The organism is Candidatus Nitrososphaera sp. 86-2 (genome assembly GCF_056726185.1).
Genome location: NZ_JBWZON010000001.1, coordinates 1,828,799 through 1,845,620 on the forward strand (window position 1 = coordinate 1,828,799; position 16,822 = coordinate 1,845,620).

17 protein-coding genes and 1 tRNA gene are annotated in these 16,822 nt (G+C 54.5%); 8 read left to right on the forward strand and 10 right to left on the reverse strand.

The window, feature by feature from the left end; all coding sequences use genetic code 11:
• Positions 1-11: 11 nt before the first annotated feature.
• Genes ACYOR7_RS10955 through ACYOR7_RS10965 form a run of 3 tightly spaced genes read left to right on the forward strand, consistent with a single transcriptional unit; the run spans position 12 to position 5,542 of the window.
• Positions 12-3,047 carry an ABC transporter substrate-binding protein gene (locus tag ACYOR7_RS10955; RefSeq protein ID WP_479913949.1) on the forward strand — a complete coding sequence of 1,012 codons (3,036 nt, stop codon included), beginning with the start codon at positions 12-14 and terminating at the stop codon, positions 3,045-3,047.
• Positions 3,048-3,086: 39 nt separating this feature from the next.
• Entirely contained in the window at positions 3,087-4,136 is a 1,050-nt protein-coding gene (locus tag ACYOR7_RS10960; RefSeq protein ID WP_479913950.1) for an ABC transporter permease, read from the forward strand.
• Positions 4,133-5,542: an ABC transporter permease gene (locus ACYOR7_RS10965; protein ID WP_479913951.1), complete on the forward strand. Its 1,410-nt coding sequence runs from the start codon at positions 4,133-4,135 to the stop codon at positions 5,540-5,542. Before ACYOR7_RS10960 ends, ACYOR7_RS10965 begins: the two co-directional genes overlap by 4 nt.
• A 126-nt stretch (positions 5,543-5,668) precedes the next feature.
• On the opposite strand, the gene ACYOR7_RS10970 is transcribed toward ACYOR7_RS10965, so the two are convergent.
• From ACYOR7_RS10970 to ACYOR7_RS10985, 4 genes are all read right to left on the reverse strand, one after another.
• Positions 5,669-6,058 carry a translation initiation factor IF-5A gene (locus ACYOR7_RS10970; RefSeq protein ID WP_174405460.1) on the reverse strand — a complete coding sequence of 130 codons (390 nt, stop codon included), beginning with the start codon at positions 6,056-6,058 and terminating at the stop codon, positions 5,669-5,671.
• A 184-nt stretch (positions 6,059-6,242) separates the two neighbouring features.
• A complete protein-coding gene (locus ACYOR7_RS10975; RefSeq protein WP_479913952.1) occupies positions 6,243-6,410 on the reverse strand; it encodes a hypothetical protein in 168 nt (55 codons plus the stop codon).
• A 49-nt stretch (positions 6,411-6,459) separates the two neighbouring features.
• A complete protein-coding gene (locus tag ACYOR7_RS10980) occupies positions 6,460-7,065 on the reverse strand; it encodes a hypothetical protein (protein WP_294805966.1) in 606 nt (201 codons plus the stop codon).
• A gap of 137 nt (positions 7,066-7,202) precedes the next feature.
• On the reverse strand, positions 7,203-8,156 hold the full coding sequence (locus tag ACYOR7_RS10985; protein ID WP_479913953.1) for a magnesium transporter CorA family protein: 954 nt from the start codon (positions 8,154-8,156) through the stop codon (positions 7,203-7,205).
• 111 nt (positions 8,157-8,267) lie between these two features.
• Here ACYOR7_RS10985 and hemB point away from each other — a divergent pair, with 111 nt between their 5' ends.
• The 3 genes from hemB to ACYOR7_RS11000 all read left to right on the forward strand — a co-directional run bounded on the left by hemB (position 8,268) and on the right by ACYOR7_RS11000 (position 10,867).
• On the forward strand, positions 8,268-9,206 hold the full coding sequence (hemB, locus tag ACYOR7_RS10990; RefSeq protein ID WP_479913954.1) for a porphobilinogen synthase: 939 nt from the start codon (positions 8,268-8,270) through the stop codon (positions 9,204-9,206).
• Between the two features lie 34 nt (positions 9,207-9,240).
• A tRNA-Tyr gene (locus tag ACYOR7_RS10995) sits at positions 9,241-9,409 on the forward strand.
• A 66-nt stretch (positions 9,410-9,475) separates the two neighbouring features.
• Positions 9,476-10,867, forward strand: coding sequence for an NAD-dependent succinate-semialdehyde dehydrogenase (locus tag ACYOR7_RS11000; RefSeq protein WP_294805972.1), 1,392 nt, complete (start codon positions 9,476-9,478; stop codon positions 10,865-10,867).
• Between the two features lie 51 nt (positions 10,868-10,918).
• Here the strand turns inward: ACYOR7_RS11000 and ACYOR7_RS11005 are convergent, their stop codons facing one another.
• Positions 10,919-11,971, reverse strand: a complete 1,053-nt coding sequence (locus tag ACYOR7_RS11005) for an alcohol dehydrogenase (RefSeq protein WP_479913955.1) — start codon at positions 11,969-11,971, stop codon at positions 10,919-10,921.
• A gap of 90 nt (positions 11,972-12,061) precedes the next feature.
• Here ACYOR7_RS11005 and ACYOR7_RS11010 point away from each other — a divergent pair, with 90 nt between their 5' ends.
• Both ACYOR7_RS11010 and ACYOR7_RS11015 read left to right on the forward strand, forming a co-directional pair.
• Positions 12,062-12,406, forward strand: coding sequence for a DUF488 domain-containing protein (locus ACYOR7_RS11010; protein ID WP_479913956.1), 345 nt, complete (start codon positions 12,062-12,064; stop codon positions 12,404-12,406).
• Between the two features lie 18 nt (positions 12,407-12,424).
• Positions 12,425-12,790, forward strand: a complete 366-nt coding sequence (locus tag ACYOR7_RS11015; protein ID WP_294805978.1) for a hypothetical protein — start codon at positions 12,425-12,427, stop codon at positions 12,788-12,790.
• Here the strand turns inward: ACYOR7_RS11015 and ACYOR7_RS11020 are convergent.
• The 5 genes from ACYOR7_RS11020 to ACYOR7_RS11040 form a co-directional block, all read right to left on the reverse strand.
• Entirely contained in the window at positions 12,787-14,175 is a 1,389-nt protein-coding gene (locus ACYOR7_RS11020) for an aspartate ammonia-lyase (RefSeq protein WP_479913957.1), read from the reverse strand. The genes ACYOR7_RS11015 and ACYOR7_RS11020 overlap by 4 nt on opposite strands.
• 135 nt (positions 14,176-14,310) lie before the next feature.
• The gene (locus tag ACYOR7_RS11025) at positions 14,311-14,763 is read right to left on the reverse strand and encodes a hypothetical protein (RefSeq protein WP_479913958.1); all 453 of its coding nucleotides are present in this window, start codon (positions 14,761-14,763) and stop codon (positions 14,311-14,313) included.
• 34 nt (positions 14,764-14,797) lie between these two features.
• Positions 14,798-15,049 (reverse strand): hypothetical protein, encoded by a 252-nt coding sequence (locus ACYOR7_RS11030; protein WP_479913959.1) that lies wholly within the window; start codon positions 15,047-15,049, stop codon positions 14,798-14,800.
• Positions 15,050-15,202: 153 nt separating this feature from the next.
• Positions 15,203-16,063, reverse strand: coding sequence for a DUF2182 domain-containing protein (locus ACYOR7_RS11035; RefSeq protein ID WP_479913960.1), 861 nt, complete (start codon positions 16,061-16,063; stop codon positions 15,203-15,205).
• Between the two features lie 57 nt (positions 16,064-16,120).
• A complete protein-coding gene (locus ACYOR7_RS11040; RefSeq protein ID WP_479913961.1) occupies positions 16,121-16,765 on the reverse strand; it encodes a DUF1326 domain-containing protein in 645 nt (214 codons plus the stop codon).
• Positions 16,766-16,822: the final 57 nt, after the last annotated feature.

Sequence of the window (16,822 nt, forward strand, 5' to 3'; positions counted from 1 at the left end):
TGGCATTGCTTTTGTCTGTTTTTTCCACGGTTTTTGGTAACACCGCTTTTGCCCAGCAACAACAACAAAAGGGTCCGTACGTAAACCAGGTCACGTTCATCCACCGCGACGACGAGAACCTTGCCCTAGAGGACGTCAAGTCAGGAAACCTCGACGCCTATTACTATCAGATCCCCCTTGAATCGGCTGCTGACGCAAAGAACGACCAGCGCGTGACGATATACGACAGGACGGCCGGCTCTGCCGGGCTCTTGATGAACCCCGCGCCGTCAAAAGACGGCAGCACCCTCAACCCGTTTTCCCTCAAGCAAGTCAGGTTTGCCATGAACTATCTCATCGACCGCCAGTTCGTGGTAAACGAGATCTACAAGGGGTACGGTAGCCCGCTTATCGACCCGTTTGGCATCTATTCGCCTGAATACCTCAACGTCATAGACACGGTAGAGTCGTTTGGGTTCAGCTACAACCCCGGCCTTGCCGAGAAGATGATATCTGACGCCATGACTGCCGCCGGCGCCACCAAAGACGCTAATGGCAAGTGGATGTTCAAAGGAAGCCCCGTCACCGTCAAGATAATGATAAGGCTTGACGACGCCCAGAGAAAGTCGATAGGCGAGCTCATCGCCTCAAAGCTTGAAGAGGTAGGGTTTACGGTCCAGAAGGACTTTGGAGACCTGACAAAGGCCAACACCATAGTCTACGGCTCCAACCCGCAGGACTTCAAGTGGAACATGTACACCGAAGGGCTGGCAGGCACCTCGGTGTTTGTAAAGTACAACCCGATAATACCGGGGCAGATGTACGCCCCGTGGGTCGGCAACATGCCCGGCTCCCAGAACCCGAGCTTTTGGAACTACCAGAACTCCACCCTCGACGACGTCACGCAAAAGATATTCTTTGCCAATTTTACGTCGGCAGAAGACAGGAGCAAACTGGTGAGCACCGCAGTCAAGGCCGGCATACAGGAATCGGTCAGGATATTCCTTGCGCAGAGGACCGAGCCGTTTGCGGTTTCCTCCTCGCTCAAGGGCATGGTCAACGACTTTGGCGCAGGCATCACGAGCAAGTATTCGCTCCTGAACGCCAAGCCGGCCGGTGACAAAAGTGCCCTCAACATCGGAGTCAAGCAAATTCACCAGGGCTCGTGGAACAACATAGCTGGCTTGTCAGACACATACAGCAAGGACATTTTCTATTCCATCTACGACACTGCCACGTTCAGGGACCCGTACACCGGCGAGATAATCCCCATGAGGACCCCGTGGACGGACATTTCCACGCAGGGTCCGGCGGGCAAGCTAAAGGTGGCAGAAAACGCCCAGACATGGGATCCTGCAACGCAAAAGTGGAAGGACGCAGGGCCGAACGCCACTGCCACGAGCGAGGTCACGTACAAGATGCTTTACTCAAAGTGGCACAACGGCATCCCGATGGACAAGTCGGACATAATGTTCTCCGAGTATTTCGCCTTCGAGTGGGGCACTGACTCGGGCCCCGGCGACAGGACAGTCGACCCGGAATACACTTCCGGGGTAGCGCCGGGACTGCCGCGCATCAAGGGAATAGTGTTCACGTCGGACGACACCATGAAATCCTACGTCAACTTTTGGCACTATGACAACAAAGAGATCGCAGACTTTGCGTCCGTGTGGCCGGCAGAGCCCTGGGAGATAACCGCGGCGACTGAAAGGCTCGTCACCGACGGCAAATTCGCGTATTCTAGAAGCCAGGCGGTCGCAAAGGGCATCGACTGGCTCGACCCGATAGTGCCCGAACACGCGCAGGCGATAAAGGAAGAACTGCAAAAGATGAAGAGTGAGAACTATGTCCCCGTAGCACTCAAGGGAATAATTAGCGCTGACGACGCCAAAAAGCGCTACGACGCAAGCATCGCCTGGATAAGCACCCACAACAACGCCGTCATCAGCAACGGCGCGTTCTACCTTGACAACTTTAACATCGCAGGCGGGGCCATAACGATAAAGGCGTTCCGCGATCCGTCGTATCCGTTTGAGCAGGGTCACTTCTCGGCTTACGAGAACCCAAGGCTTGCGACGATAGAAAAGGTAAACGCGGCGCAGGTGATAGAGATGGGCAAGCCGGCGGAAATGACGGTCAACGTGCAGGTTGACGGCAAGGCTAGCAATGACGCGCTAGTAGACTACTTTATCTCCAACAAGGACGGAAAAGTAGTGCTCAGAGGCGAGGCCAAGCCTGCTCCAGACAGCGCAGGAACGTTCAAGGTGGACCTGTCGCAGGACGACACTTCGAAACTGACTACTGGGCCAAACCAGCTAAAGATATTTGCAAACAGCAAGTACGCGTTCAGGCCGGACATTTCTACCAGTACAGTGCTTGCCGTAGAAACTACAGCAACAGGCGGCAACAATAATGGCGGAGGAAGCGGAGGCGGCAGCCAGACGACGACTCCTCCAGGTAGTAATGGAGGGCAACAGCAGCAGCCGGCAAAGCCGTCCGGCTGCCTCATCGCAACTGCCGCGTTCGGTTCTGAACTGACGCCCCAGGTGCAGTTCCTCCGCAACTTTAGGGAGAACTATATCCTGTCGACTGCCTCCGGCTCGGCGTTCATGAACGCCTTTAACACCGTCTACTACTCGTTCAGCCCGCAGGTCGCAGATTACGAGCGCGGGCAGCCGTGGCTGCAGGCGACGGTAAAGACGGCGATATACCCGCTCTTTGGGATACTGATGGCGTCGGAAAAGGCGTACTCGGCAGCGGCAGGGGGCGACTTGGGAGCGGTGGCGGCAGGAACAGTCGCAAGCGCACTCATCGGCGCAGTGTACCTGTGGCCGGCGGCGCTTTCGACGCGCCTTCAGAACAGGTTTAGGACGGCTGCCAAGATAGCGCTTGCAGTGGTGTGTGCCGCAGGCGCGCTAATTGCAATCGGCATGGCTACGAACAATGCGCTGTTGCTGTCGATAAGCACTTCGCTGTTCGTCCTGTCGGCCGCCAGCGTGGCCGCGATCGCAGTCGGCAAGCTGGCAAGGACAGCCTACAGCGCACTTGCGACGACAGGCAGACATTAATAGAAAAGCAGCCCCAAGAGCTGTGGGGCAGAAGAAAAGATGGTCGGAGGCTTTGGCCGCTTTCTGGTAAGGCGCTCAGCGAACATGCTTATCGTGCTGTTTGCGACGCTTGTCCTCACCATATCGCTCCTTGGCCCCACGATGGATAGGATACTGACCGACGCGACCAGGTTTTCCATAGTCGACGAGGTAAACCACGGCAAGTTAAAGTTCCAGAGCCCGCAGGAGCGACAGCAGTACATCGACGACAGGGTACAGTTCCAGGTAAAGACGCTCGGCCTCGACGAGCCGTGGTACTCGCCCAAGAGGTTCACCAACACGGTACTGAAGGTGATGACCCTCGACCTTGGCAGGTCCAACTTTTTCACAAGCGACAGCGGCTCCTCAAGCGTCAGGGACATCATACTAGAAAGGGTTCCCAAGACCATCCTCCTTTTCACGACCTCGACTCTGGTGATAACGGTGATAGGGCTGTACCTCGGCGCCTACGTTGCCAACAAATCCGGCTCGGTGCTGGACAGGCTCAACTCGGCGTTTGCGGTGTTTAGCGGGAGCTTTCCCACATGGTGGGTCGGGATACTCATGATCTTTGCGTTTGCATTTGCGTACCACATCTTTCCGGCGCGCGCTACGCCTCTTACCGCGCCGTCCGACCCGGCATACGTGCCCGATCTCTTGTACCATATGCTGCTCCCGCTGATAACCATAGTCGCAGTCGGCTTTGGCTCATGGGCCTACATCGTAAGGTATTTCGTAGTCGGCATACTGGGCGAGGACTATATTGCGGCAAAGAGGGCCTCAGGGGTGCCGGAAAAGAGGATAATCTATTCCCACGCGCTGAAAAACGCGGCTCCCCCCATAGTGACCGTCATAGCGCTCAGTCTTGCAGGTTCGTTTGGCGGGGCGATAACAGTCGAGGCGGTGTTTGACTGGCCCGGCATGGGGAGCCTCTACTATCAGGCGATAGGCTTTTTCGACATACCGGTCATAATCGGACTCACGTACATTTCCACGCTCATTTTCGTTATAACCGTCTTTGTCACCGACATTGTCTACGCGTACTTTGACCCGAGGGTGAAGGTCGGATGAGTTTTGCGGCCGCCGCGATTTCAAGGTCCCAGATCCTGAGCGAGTTCCGGCACTCAAAGAGTGGGCTTGCAGGAATTGGCATACTTGCAGGCCTCATCTTGATGACTATATACTCGGTAGTCGCGATACCGCTCGACTCGTACCGGCAGTGGAACAACCCCGACTTTTGGATAGATTTACCAAAGTCGGCCGCGCCGGCGTGGACGAACATAGGGTTTGGCCCAAAGGTGCCGGAGCATCTTGTATTGCACGCCAAGGATGCAACCATATCCACTTCGGGCAACGGTGGCAGCAGCAGGACTGTTACCTATTCCTACACCGTGAACTTCAACTATGATTCCTACCCGAGCGACTTTATGCTGCTCTACTCTGCCAGGTACGGAGGCACACAGCCGGCGCTGCAGGCAGACGTGCTCAGGCCCGACGGCAAGGAATTTCGAATCTACTTTGCGCCACTCCCTCCTGCCTCCCAAGGAAGCAGCGACAACGACTTTTCCGGCAGGGTCTTTTCCACCGACAGTGGCATAGCCGAAAACCTGCGCGGCTACACGGACGCCTTTACGTACAGGCAGGACCCGTCCAGGCCGCAGGCTATGATATTTGCAGATACGCAGGAAAACCACGTGCTAAAGGGTACGTACGTCATCCGCGAGACGTTCTACCTTTTCGGGCATGACGACTCTGTCACGGACTCGGGCGTCATACTCGGTGGCAAGGTGTACGGTCTGATGGGCACGGACGAACTGCGCCGCGACCTTGCGACGGGTATCCTATGGGCCGCGCCGGTGGCGCTCTTTATCGGCCTCACAGTGTCCATAGCATCCGTGCTGATCGGCCTGACGTACGGCGTGGTGGCCGGCTACAAGGGCAAGAGGACCGACGAGGGGCTGATGCGCATAAACGACATATTTTACTCGCTTCCAACCTTGCCCCTGCTGGTCATCCTCTCCGTCACTATAGGGCGCAGCGTCTTTCTGGTAACCGGTTTTCTGGTCATCTTTGGGTGGGTCGGCATGGCCAAGATAAGCAGGAGCCTTGCGCTCCAGCTAAAGAACCTGCAGTACGTCGAGGCCGCAAAACTGATGGGCCAGTCTGACACGCGCATAATCTTCCGGCACATAATCCCGCAACTGCTGCCGCTGACGTTTGCGAGCATCGCAATCGCGGTGCCAAGCGCCATCCTCGGCGAGGCCGCGCTCTCTTTTCTTGGCCTCGGCGACCCGTCAATCCCGACGTGGGGCCAAATACTGCACGACGCCAACACCGCCGGCGCGGCCATCAGGGGCCTGTGGTGGTGGATAGTGCCACCGGGCCTCATGATAGCCTTGACCGGCCTTGCGTTTGCGCTCATCGGGAACGCGCTGGATTCGATAGTGAACCCGCGCGCAAAAAAGATAAAAAAGTAGCGGATGCCTCAGGACTCATAATCCTCGTCATAACAAAATTCAGACGGCTCTTCCTTCACGTCATCAGCATCCAAGGACTGTGTCTTTGCCGCTGGCGTATGAACTTTGTGTGCATGTGCAGACGAGCTAGCCCTTTACGCGGACAATCTTTATTCTGTCAAGCACCTTCCAGTACTCGACTTCTCGGCCGTTGACGTTGTCCTGGAGTTTGTCCTTTATCTCGTCTTCCACGGACGAAGTCTCAAACACTTCAAACGTCTCTAGGTCCATTATCTGGAGCGTCTCGCCGCTCTTTGAGATTATCTGGCCGTTGCGTTTGTCAATAAGCGGAACTTCAACCCTCGTGGTTACCGGGCCTACAAATGGGTGCGTGCCGCCGTCAAAGACGCCGACCGCGTTTATTCTGGCCTTGGCCGAGCCGTGCTTGCCGGGCTTGCTGTGGTCGTACGAGACAATCCTGCAGGGCTCTCCGTCGATGATAATGTAAGAACCAATCTTTAATGCGCCAAGTTCCATCGGCTTGCTCAATATAATTCAGAATTTTGAAAAGATCCAGCATATTTAAGCGTTGAGCTTCGGCGGGCTTCTTTTTTTTGCAAAGCAAACAGCCGTGTATGTGTGTGTCAGGTATTATGCGCCACGAACGCTAATACAACTAGTGCTCTTTAAGAGAGAAGGACTATATGCTGCTAAAAACTGCTCAGATGTCATCCAGCGCAGAATTGATGTAGTCATCCGTTACCATAGACGGCATCTTGGGCGGGTTTGGAAGCAGCTTGCGGATTAGGTTGAACAGCTTGACTTTTCTGTCCATGTCGCTCTCCTCCCTGCACTCCCATACCAGATCTTCCATTTGCGACTTCATCACAAGATTATCGCACTTATCGCTTTTAGGTATTGCGGAAGGGGATTACAGACTATTTCAGTTTTTCAAGTATAGAAAAGCTTACTAGGTTGTTCAGCAGTATGCCCTTTCTAGCCACGTCGCGCCTCGTGCGCTCGCAGTATTTCTGATCCGTCTGGTGCGTCTCTGACCCTTCCACCTCCAGTATCACGAGGTTCTTGGAGTATGGAAACGCAAAGCGGGGCTGCTCGGCTGCCAAAAGCTGCATCTCGGCTAGGCTTGCCTTTTTCACCCTGTCGCGCCTTGCGATGACGTTTGCAAGGTCGCCTATGGCCGGATCGCCGCTTGAATATTTAGTGAAATAAAGGGAGACATAGTTGAGCTTTTCTCCGACGCGCTCAAAGAGCGGGCTGTTCAGGCTGAACATGAAGGCAAGCCGGTCCATTCCTCCCTTGCGGATGTCGTCAAGCACGCCTTCCATGCCTGCAAACGACGCAAGGACATAGTTGTTCGCCTTGTTCGGAAAGTACGGCACACTTTCGTCAGAGAACGTCGCTGCCGCAAAATACATGTCGACAATGTTTGTGCTCTTTTTCCACGCCTCCACGAGCGAGACCGTCTGCTTGCCGTGAGGGGTACAAACGTACCCAGTAACAACCTCCCTCTTTCCTTCTGCCAACCCTTCATCTCTGATAGACGACCAGAATATATACCCTTTGCTTCCAAAAATGGGAATTTTTGTACTAGTTACAGGTCATTGTTAAAATTACGATAATGCTGTCTAAACAAAACAAATATTATAGAAAAAAGGTGGGACTAGAGCCAGCCCTGCTTGCGGAAGTACAGGAGCATGAGACCCGCGGCGGCTGCCGAGACTGCAACTACGAACATCAATGAAGTGTACGGCCCAAGCTGCGTCCATGAGCCGGTCTGTATTCCACCGGGCAGGTTGACGTTCATGCCGTAAAAGGTGCTCACGACGGTCGCGGGGAGCGAGAGAGTGAATATGATTGTCAGCACCGCGAGAATCTTGTTGGTCTTTTCGGTGCTCAGCACATAGTCGGTGTCCTTGTAGATCTCGACCGTCTCTTTTGCCTCCTCAAGGGCCTCGTACACTTTTTCCACGTGATCCTGCACGTCCTTGTAATACGGGGTGAGATCCTCGATTGAAAACTTCTGCACGTCCTTTGTCAGGTCCAGAACTATGCGGCGCAGATGGATTACGATTCTCCTGAGCGTGGTTATCTCGCGGCGCAGGAGCGCTATCTGACGTGAGACTGAAATGCGCTCGTCAAACACCAGGTCCTCGATGTCCTCAATGTTGCCCACCACCTTCATTAGAAGGTGCAAAAGATCGTCTACAAGCGTGTCGATTATCTTGTGCAAGAGGTAGCCGGAGGACTTGCCCATTATGGCCTGGCGCATCTTTTCGTCGGCCTTGCACATGTTGAACAGCTCCTCAAGTGGCTTGAGGTCGCCCTGATGGACGGTGACAACGAAACTTGCGCCGATGAACACGGACAGCTGCGAGAATATGAACCCGCGCTCCTTGTCGGCCGTCGGGAAATGCAGCACGATGAACATGTGGTCTTCGTAGCGGTCGATTTTCGGCAGCTGGATCTTTGAGAGGCAGTCCTCAAAGTTGAGCTTGTGGAACGACGGGTGGCGCTCGCCGAGCGTCGCAAGGTCGACGTAGGCCGGCCTCTGTATGTATGTCCAGTCTAGGCCGTTGTTTGTGATGGTGTCCTGCCGCTTTTGCGCCTCTATCATTATGGTCTACCCCCGCCACACCTGCCGATGGTGCCTTTGCAGACAGCTGTCATAAAAACGTGTGCGATATCATAGATAACGTATTCATAGGCCGGCGCGCGATGCACAGTCGTGCAGGTGTACGCAGACACGCTCTCGGTTGCTGGCCTCAGGCGCGAGCACCTCATCTGCCCGGTCTTTGTGTCAGAAAGACAGCAGCAAGAGGGCGCAATAGCGGCCATGCCAGGCGTGCCCGTATCGCCTTCCAGGGACGCAGCCGCAGGCGTGCAGAAAATATCCGACGCTGGAATCCGCTCTATCATAGTCTTTGGCATTCCAAAAAGCCGCGACGGCGACGGCTCGTCCGCAGCGGACAGAAACGGCGTCGTGCAGCGCGCGACAAGGGAGATAAAATCGGCGTTTGGCAGGTCGATTGACGTGATAACGGACGTCTGCGTTTGCCAGTACAATCTGTCAGGGCACTGCGGGCTGTTGCGCAACGGCGCGGTGGTAGACAACGACTCTACTCTGCGGATGCTTGCAGAGATTTCTCAGAGCCACGCCGAGGCGGGCGCGGACGTAGTGGCGCCCTCTGCCATGATGGACGGCCAAGTGCGCGCAATAAGGACCGCGCTTGACAGAAACGGCTACAGGGCAAGGATACTTTCGTACTCTGCCAAGCACGCGTCGTCGCTGTACACGCCGTTTCGGTCGGCCGCGTTTGCAAGAAAAAACGGTGCAATTGACAAGGCAGGATACCAGGTGTCGTACGCAAACCCAAAGCAGGTGATGCGCGAAATAGCAGCCGACATTGAGGAGGGCGCGGACATGGTGATGGTCAAGCCGGGCCTTGCGTATCTTGACCTTGTCAGGCGCGCAAAGGAGCAGTTTTCCGTGCCGGTAGCGGTGCAAAACGTGTCAGGCGAATACGCCATGATAAAGGCAGCAGGCATGAGGGGCTGGGTGGACGAGGAGCAGTGCAAGGTCGCGTCGCTTGCTGCCATGAGGAGGGCGGGCGCCGACAGGATAATCTCTTATTTTGCACTTGACGTCGCACGGTACCTCCAATAAGATAATATAGCATTCTCGCAGCCAACGGAACTGTCCCGCTGTAGCTCAGCCTGGTAGAGCTTTCGGCTGTAGATGTCGGCTAACAGTTAGCTGACCACGTGTAGCAGCCTATCGGGCGTACAGGTAGCAGTAACCGAAGAGTCGCAGGCTCAAACAAGACTGGCGACACACACGCCGTTTTGGAGCAAATCCTGCCGGCGGGATACACTTTCTTTTCTTCTTCTTTTTCATCGAGCGCTTATTAGCGCGCAGAGCATAGTACTGCCATCATGCAGCAGATAGAGACGGTAAACCCGGCAACAGGCAAGGCAATCGCGTCTTATGACAACGACAGTGCAGAAGTGGTTGCGCAAAAAGTAAGGAAGGCAAGGGAGGCGTTTTCCGGCTGGAAAAAGCTAGAGCTAGGCGAGCGCGCAGACTATATGCGCAAGCTCGGCAGGGTGATGCGCAAAAACCGTGAGGATTATGCGCATGTCGTGACGGAAGAGATGGGCAAGCCAGTGCGCCAGTCGCTTGCCGAAATCGAAAAATGCGCATGGGTGTGCGACTATTACGCCGAGCACGCGGAGGCGTTTTTGCGCGACCAGATAGTGCCCACAGAGTTCCGCAAGAGCTTTGTGTCGTTTGAGCCGCTGGGCGTAGTTGCGTCTATAATGCCGTGGAATTTCCCGTTTTGGCAGGTGATGCGCTTTGCGGTGCCGGCGCTGACTGCTGGAAACGTCGGCGTGCTAAAGCATTCGAGCGTATGCCTTGGAAGCTCGCTTAAGCTGCAGGAGGCGTTTTCTGACGCTGGCTTTCCGGAAAACGTGTTCCAAGTGGTAATCGGCGACTATCGCGCCGGCGAGGCACTTGTGCAGGCAGACATCGACGCAGTCTCGGTCACCGGCAGCGTGAATACTGGAAAACGTGTGGCCGAGCTTGCGTCCAAAGACCTAAAGAAATTCGTGCTGGAGCTTGGCGGCAGTGATCCGTTTATCGTGCTTGAGGACGCCGACCTAAAGCAGACGGCGTACATGGCCACGCAGTCGCGTCTTTTGAACACGGGCCAGAGCTGCATATCCGCCAAGAGGTTCATAGTGGTCAAGAGCATCGCGGAGAAATTCACGAAACTGTTTGTCGAAGACACGCAGGCGGAGGTGCTTGGCGATCCGCTTGACCCCAAGACCACAATCGGCCCGCTGGTTCGCGACAGCCAGAGGCAGGCTCTTGCAAGGCAGGTCGACGACGCAAGGGCAAAGGGAGGCAAGGTGCTTGTCGGGGGCAAGCCCGTCCCAAGAGACGGCTACTTTTACGAGCCGACCATAATCTCGGGCGTCGGGCACGAGATGAGCGTTCTAAAGGAAGAGGTGTTTGGCCCGGCCGCGCCGATAATAGTGGTGGAAGACGAGGTGCAGGCGATCCGCGAGGCCAACAACTCGGAGTTTGGACTTGGCGCAAGCGTGTGGACCAACGACATCGAGCGCGGGATAAAGGTTGCAAGGCAGATAGAATCCGGCATAGTTTCGGTGAACGAGATGGTCAAGTCTGACCCGCGCCTGCCCTTTGGCGGCGTAAAGAAATCCGGCATCGGCCGGGAGCTGTCAGAGTTTGGAATAAAAGAGTTTGTCAACATCAAGTCGGTGGTGGTGAAGGACATCCAGAGCAAGCTGCTGGTGGAATAATAACAACAACAAAAGAGAAAAAGAGGACGCGTAAGAAGAAAGGCGGTCCGGCTAGGGGTTGATTACCGCCCTGCCGAGTATCTTGCCGGCCTTTAGATCTTCAAGCGCAGTGTTTACCTCGTCGAGCTTGAACCGGCGCGACACCACGGACTGGATCTTGCCCTTCTTGGCAATCTCCACGAGCTCCACCAGGTCGGCGTACTTGCCCGTGTAGGTGCCCGTAAGGGTGAACGCCCTCAGCGGTATGAGCGGAAGGTTGAGTTCCATAGAGCCTCCGAAAAGGCCAACCATCACCAATCTTCCGCGCTTTCTCAGCATGTTGAACGAGTTTGGCGCCGTCTTTGCATTATTGACAAAGTCGATGACTGCTTCGGCTCCGAGGCCCTTTGTGGCGTCCTTGACTCCTTGCACAGGGTCGCCCTTGCCCGAGTTCACGGTAATAGCGGCTCCGAGCTTTTTTGCCTCTTCCAGTTTCTTGTCGTCAATGTCGACAACGGCTATCCTTGCGCCGGTTATTGCCTTGGCTATCTGCACCGCCATGAGCCCCAGCCCGCCTGCGCCGATTATCACCAGCGTCTCGCCGTCCTTTACAGCCGCCTTTTTCACGGCTGTAAACGCGGTCAGGCCAGAGCACGCAAGCGACGCTGCCGCGGCAGTGTCATAGTCTCCCAGTTTTACAAGGTACTTGTAGCTTGGGACCAGCGCGTACTCGCCGTACCCCCCGTCCTGGTACACGCCTAGCGACCTCGGTGCATCGCAGAGGTTTTCCTCGCCGGCCTTGCACGCAGGGCACGTGCCTTCTCCTATCCACGGGTAGACCAGCACCTTCTCGCCCTTGCTGTAGCCGGTGACCTTGTCGCCCATTTCCACTATCGAGCCGGCGACCTCGTGGCCCGGCGTCAATGGGAACTTTACTCCGCGGTCTTCAACCTTCATGAAAATGCCTTGTGGGCCGGCGTAGCCTCCTTCCCACAGGTGCAGGTCGCTGTGGCAGACTCCTGCGCTGTCCACCTTTACAAGGACCTGCTCGCCGCTTGGCTTTGGTGTAGCAATATCTTCTACCTTCAAGGGTTCCTTTGTCTTGATTATGCGTGCAGCCTTCATGCGTCTCTGTACCATGCGATTGGTATTAAACTAAACGCAGGTATGTACGACAGTTTATCTTGCAATCCTGTGCAACTGTTCATGACGATAATGATGATAAGGGTAGCGAGGATCTATTCCTTTGAAAGCGACGGCAGCTACCGCGTGCTGGTGGACAGGCTGTGGCCAAGGGGCGTCAGCAAAAAGAGCGTGGACCTGTGGCTAAAAGACATCGGCCCGTCCGACGCTCTGCGCAAGTGGTTCTCTCACGATGATAAAAAGTGGGACGGCTTTAAGGAGCGCTATTTCAAAGAGCTTGAAGGAAAGCAAGAATTTGTGGAAACTATCCTTGAAAAAGAAAAGCAGGGACCCGTGACCTTGTTATTTGCGGCAAAAGATGCAGAGCACAACAACGCGGTTGCGCTTTTGGAATACCTGAAACGCTTTAATTGCTAGGACGCGTCTTTCGACTCAATGCGTACTAGTGCGGTCGCAATAGTCCTTGCGGCAATAGCAGCCGCTGGCGCAATCGCAATCCCGTTTGGCAACCCGGCGTTTCTGGACAGGGCGATTGCGCTTGAATGCGTGTTTATCGCCCTTGCCGTCTTGACGTTTGCCGGCTACAAAAAGCAGCTGTACGCGTGCATTCCGCTTGCAGTCATTGTGATGGTTGGAAATTCGCTTGCTCCCCCGCACGTGGAGATAATGACGACATTTTCAAAGCCGCTCAACGCGGTGGTGCTCATAACGGGCGGGTACATACTGCAAGTGGCGCTGATAGCAACTACTGTACTAGAGCTGCAAAAGAAAAAGGCCACCAGCCAGGAAATAAAGGGTTAGCCGGCGCCAAGGATGCTTTCCTTTGACAGCGCCTTGTCAAGGTCCGCCTTGGTCATCAGCTTCTTTTCAAGGACGAGCTCCCTGATGGTCTTGTTTGTTTTCAGAGCCTCCTTGTAGATTTCCGCCGCCTTTAGGTAGCCGATGTACGGGTTCAGGAGCGTGACAAGCACAGGGCTTTTCTCAATGTATGATTCCAGCTTTTCCCTGTTGGCCTTTATCCCGTCAATCATGTTTTCTGCAAACACGGGCAGGAAATTTTTCAGCATATCGGTCGAGTCGAGCATGTTCTTTAGCATCCCGGGCAGCATGACGTTTAGCTCGAACTGGCCTGCCTGCGCCGCCATTGCGACTGCGACGTCGTTTCCTATCACGTTAAAGCAGACCATGTTCAGGCACTCTGCAAGCGACGGGTTGACCTTGCCCGGCATTATCGACGACCCGGCGTGCACAGCCGGTATCAGCACCTCTGCAAGGCCGGCGACGGGGCCGCACGCCATCAGGCGTATGTCGTTTGCCATCTTTGTCAATTCAATAGCGACGTTGCGCAGGGCGGATGACGCGTTTGCGACGTCGAGCTTGCTCTGCAGTGAATAAAACATGTTATCAGACGGCTTTAGCTCTAGCTTTGATATTTCAGAGAGGTGCTTTATAGCAAGATCGCGGTAGCCCTTGGGCGTGTTGGCACCCGTTCCGACTGCGGTTCCCCCAAGGCCCACTTCGTGCAAGCCATCCATCGCCTCGCGCATCCTCTTTTGCGCCTTTGCAAGAGAGTAGGCGTACTCTTCAAACTCGGCGCCGAGGGTGACAGGGATTGCGTCCATCAGGTGCGTCCTCCCTATCTTGATTATGTCTTCAAATTCCTTGGCTTTTTTCTGAAGCGAGTTTATCAGGACGGAGAGAGACTTGTCGGCCTCTTCCATGTTGAACAGGATTGCGACGTGCATTGCGGTGGGAAATGTGTCGTTTGACGACTGGGACATGTTGACATGGTCGTTTGGACTGACGGTTTCATACTCGCCCTTTTTCTTGCCAAGGATCTCAAGGGCCCTGTTTGCTATCACCTCATTGGTGTTCATGTTAAAGGCGGTGCCGGCGCCCGAGTTGATTGCCTCGACTACGAACTGATCCAATAGCTTGCCGGCAAGAATCTCGTCGCACGCCTGTACGATGGCGTCGGCCTTTTTGGCGTCCAGTGCCTTCAGTTCCTTGTTTGCAAGGGCCGCGGAGCGCTTTATCATGACAAAGGCGCGTATCAGGTAGATGTGTGCCCTCTGGCCCGTTACCTTGTACATCTCCTTCGCCCTAGATGCAAAGGGGCCGTAGTAGGCGTCCGACGGAACCTTGACTTCGCCAAGTGAATCCTTGTCAATCCTGAAAGAAGACATCTCGCAGCTGCGATGGCGCTAGCGCCGTAATAAATTAATCGACGCTCTCACGGCTTTGCTTGGAAGAAAGCGACTTGCTGTGGATAATAATCATTGCTGTAGTGGTCAGCAGAGCCACCGCAGGCTAGCGCGTCGCTATTGTTGTCGCTGCCCCGCCTTGACTGGGGCTGTTGCCACCGTCCTTGAAATTATCGAGCAGATGATTCCAATTCCTGCCGCGGTGCCGGTGAACCAGAGGACGTAATTACTCAGGAAATTCGTTCCTTCTGATGCAAGGCCAAGGACCAGACTAAGAATAATGGTCAGGATGCCCTGGCCGGTCCCTATCATCACCAGGAACTTGCCGCTTGTAATCCTGTTTTTCAAAAACAGCACTCCCCCCACTATGACGACTATGCCTCCAAGTTGCGCAATAAACGCCAAAATCCCGATTGGCACGATGGCGACCTGCCAAACATCCTTAGCCGCGTACTCTTTCAGGCCCGCGACGATCAGATCGTAAACGGCGGTGCTTGGATGATAGCCGGAAACGAGAAAAAGCACGCCGGAAACTATTGCCAGGGTCCCGGCCAGCTTGTTACGGATCACTTTTCTTTTCTCCCTACCGACGCTTTTTCATGTATTACGCGGGCAGCCTTTCCCAATGATTGTTATTTTCAGGTGCATTTTCTTGTTGTTGTTGTTCAAGGCTGCTTTTCAGCTGATCTTCCCCGTAAGATACGAGCTGCTTTGTTTTGGCTACGACATCCCTTATTCCTGGGGCGTCGGCAATTTTTTCTACTCCCTGTTGCACACCCGATAGAAATGTGCGCACTCCCAGACCCAATACCGCGAGCACGACTACTCCAACAACTATCCAGGTCATTACTCCCATATGCTAGTTCAAAGAAATAATATTATCAATATTAAGCGATTATGGAGACTCTTTCTTGCACTTTTTAGCTACCCTCGGAAAGTACTGAAGAATCCGGAACGCTTGAATGTTTTTGTAGCACGCAAGAAATAGCCATCAGTTGTTGCAGGATTGCTAACCAGCAGCCATGTTTCCTGTAGGCGGCGTCATCATCGTTTGCGGCAGAGAAATTACTGATGACCCGCCCGTGATTGCAACCAGGATGCCAGTCACCACAAATCCGATTCCTGCGGCTCTTGCAACCCATATCCCCTTTGACCAGATTTTTTCTCCGAAAATTATTCCCGAAAACAAGGTCATCCAGAGCAGGTTCATCCAGCCAAGTGCCACCATCAGCAGAAAGTACGGCCAGCAGCATCCTAGACAGTACAGGCCGTGAAAGACCCCCATCTTGGCCGCCCCGGAAGCGCCGTTGCTCCACCTCTTCATGAAAAAGCTCATCGGAGATTCGCAATACCCCAAGCACTTGGCTTTGAGCGAGGTGAACTGATTGGCCCCTGCAATAATTAGGATGGCGCCATAGACGTACTGCATTGATGGCTCTGACGCCGCGTTTGTGGCGCTCATGAGCGCGGACCATCCAGAAAGCAGAGCAAGCCCTGTCATGGACCAGACCGCAAGATAGCCGCCTACAAAGAGCATGGTCTTGAAGCGATAGACTTTCTGAGAGGTGTCGTCATTTTTGCCCTGGAGGGCTACTTGCTTCTGGCCGCTGTTGCCCGAACCGGCCAGCTTGTTGTAGAGGAGCACCATTGGAGTGATGGCAGGAAACATCATCGCGGCCATGCCGACGGTCCACAACGACACAAAAAAGATGTAAGACGTCAGGCCGGGACCGTCACCACCATTATTGCCCATTCCAGCAAAAGACATTGCCATCATCATCATGTCATTCTGAAAAACCTGTGAAATAAGCCAGCTTGCTGCTGAAACGGAGACTAGTGAAACAAGGATTATCTTTTGCACTTTGTCCATGCGTCAGCAACTCACTCTCTTTCTCTCTGCCACTACTGCACATATCCCTGGTGGCGTTTACGGGCCGGTCCAATCGAAAGGAATGTGCTTGCTAGAGTTGCCTTTTCTCTTCCAGCTATAGCGGATTTCTGGGGCACTCACCTCATCGACTGCCGCCACCCCCCATGTGGCGACCGCGCCAGGTCCCACCTCACTTCCGGGAGGGTTGATTGTTTGCACCCTTTTGCCAGGCGGGGTCATGGGACCGGTCAGAGCCTCAGCCTTTACGGCTATCTTTCCGGGGAGCGTTGCGCTCCAGTACGCGAGATCCTCTGCGACTTCAAACTTGATTGGCGCAAAATTTGTCCCGCGTACCTCTCCTACTAGCTTGGCAAAATTTGCCATGAAACCTCCGGCCTTGCCGGAGAAAATCATTTCCAGTGCATGCCGCTGCTGTTTGTCAGCCCTCTCGTCAAGAAAGAAGGCAATGCTCGCTTTTGTCTCGCCGGCCCATATGTTGCCTTTGAAATATCCCAGTGCTATCGCATTCAAGCCGTCAAGGGAAGTTTCGCCGTATTTTCCGTTCTTGATGTGGTACGCCAGCACGCCGTCGCACTCTCCGTGGGTCGGAGATTGGGCAAATTCACACGGGCAAGGGACGTTGCACCTACAGACATCAAACCAGTCACCTGAGGCTTTCCACTTGGGAATATCTGCGGACATACGATTTGATACCCGGTACGATATTTTAGCATTTAGAACATGAAACGGTAATTTTGT

Bases quoted from the DNA above. Each gene is read 5' to 3' on its own strand.
- ACYOR7_RS10960 (WP_479913950.1), top strand. From the start codon at position 3,087: ATGGTCGGAGGCTTTGGCCGCTTTCTGGTAAGGCGCTCAGCGAACATG.
- ACYOR7_RS10965 (WP_479913951.1), top strand. From the start codon at position 4,133: ATGAGTTTTGCGGCCGCCGCGATTTCAAGGTCCCAGATCCTGAGCGAG.
- ACYOR7_RS10970 (WP_174405460.1), bottom strand. From the start codon at position 6,058: ATGGAACTTGGCGCATTAAAGATTGGTTCTTACATTATCATCGACGGA.
- ACYOR7_RS10985 (WP_479913953.1), bottom strand. From the start codon at position 8,156: ATGATAGAGGCGCAAAAGCGGCAGGACACCATCACAAACAACGGCCTA.
- ACYOR7_RS11000 (WP_294805972.1), top strand. From the start codon at position 9,476: ATGCAGCAGATAGAGACGGTAAACCCGGCAACAGGCAAGGCAATCGCG.
- ACYOR7_RS11005 (WP_479913955.1), bottom strand. From the start codon at position 11,971: ATGAAGGCTGCACGCATAATCAAGACAAAGGAACCCTTGAAGGTAGAA.
- ACYOR7_RS11010 (WP_479913956.1), top strand. From the start codon at position 12,062: ATGATGATAAGGGTAGCGAGGATCTATTCCTTTGAAAGCGACGGCAGC.
- ACYOR7_RS11015 (WP_294805978.1), top strand. From the start codon at position 12,425: ATGCGTACTAGTGCGGTCGCAATAGTCCTTGCGGCAATAGCAGCCGCT.
- ACYOR7_RS11020 (WP_479913957.1), bottom strand. From the start codon at position 14,175: ATGTCTTCTTTCAGGATTGACAAGGATTCACTTGGCGAAGTCAAGGTT.
- ACYOR7_RS11030 (WP_479913959.1), bottom strand. From the start codon at position 15,049: ATGGGAGTAATGACCTGGATAGTTGTTGGAGTAGTCGTGCTCGCGGTA.
- ACYOR7_RS11035 (WP_479913960.1), bottom strand. From the start codon at position 16,063: ATGGACAAAGTGCAAAAGATAATCCTTGTTTCACTAGTCTCCGTTTCA.
- ACYOR7_RS11040 (WP_479913961.1), bottom strand. From the start codon at position 16,765: ATGTCCGCAGATATTCCCAAGTGGAAAGCCTCAGGTGACTGGTTTGAT.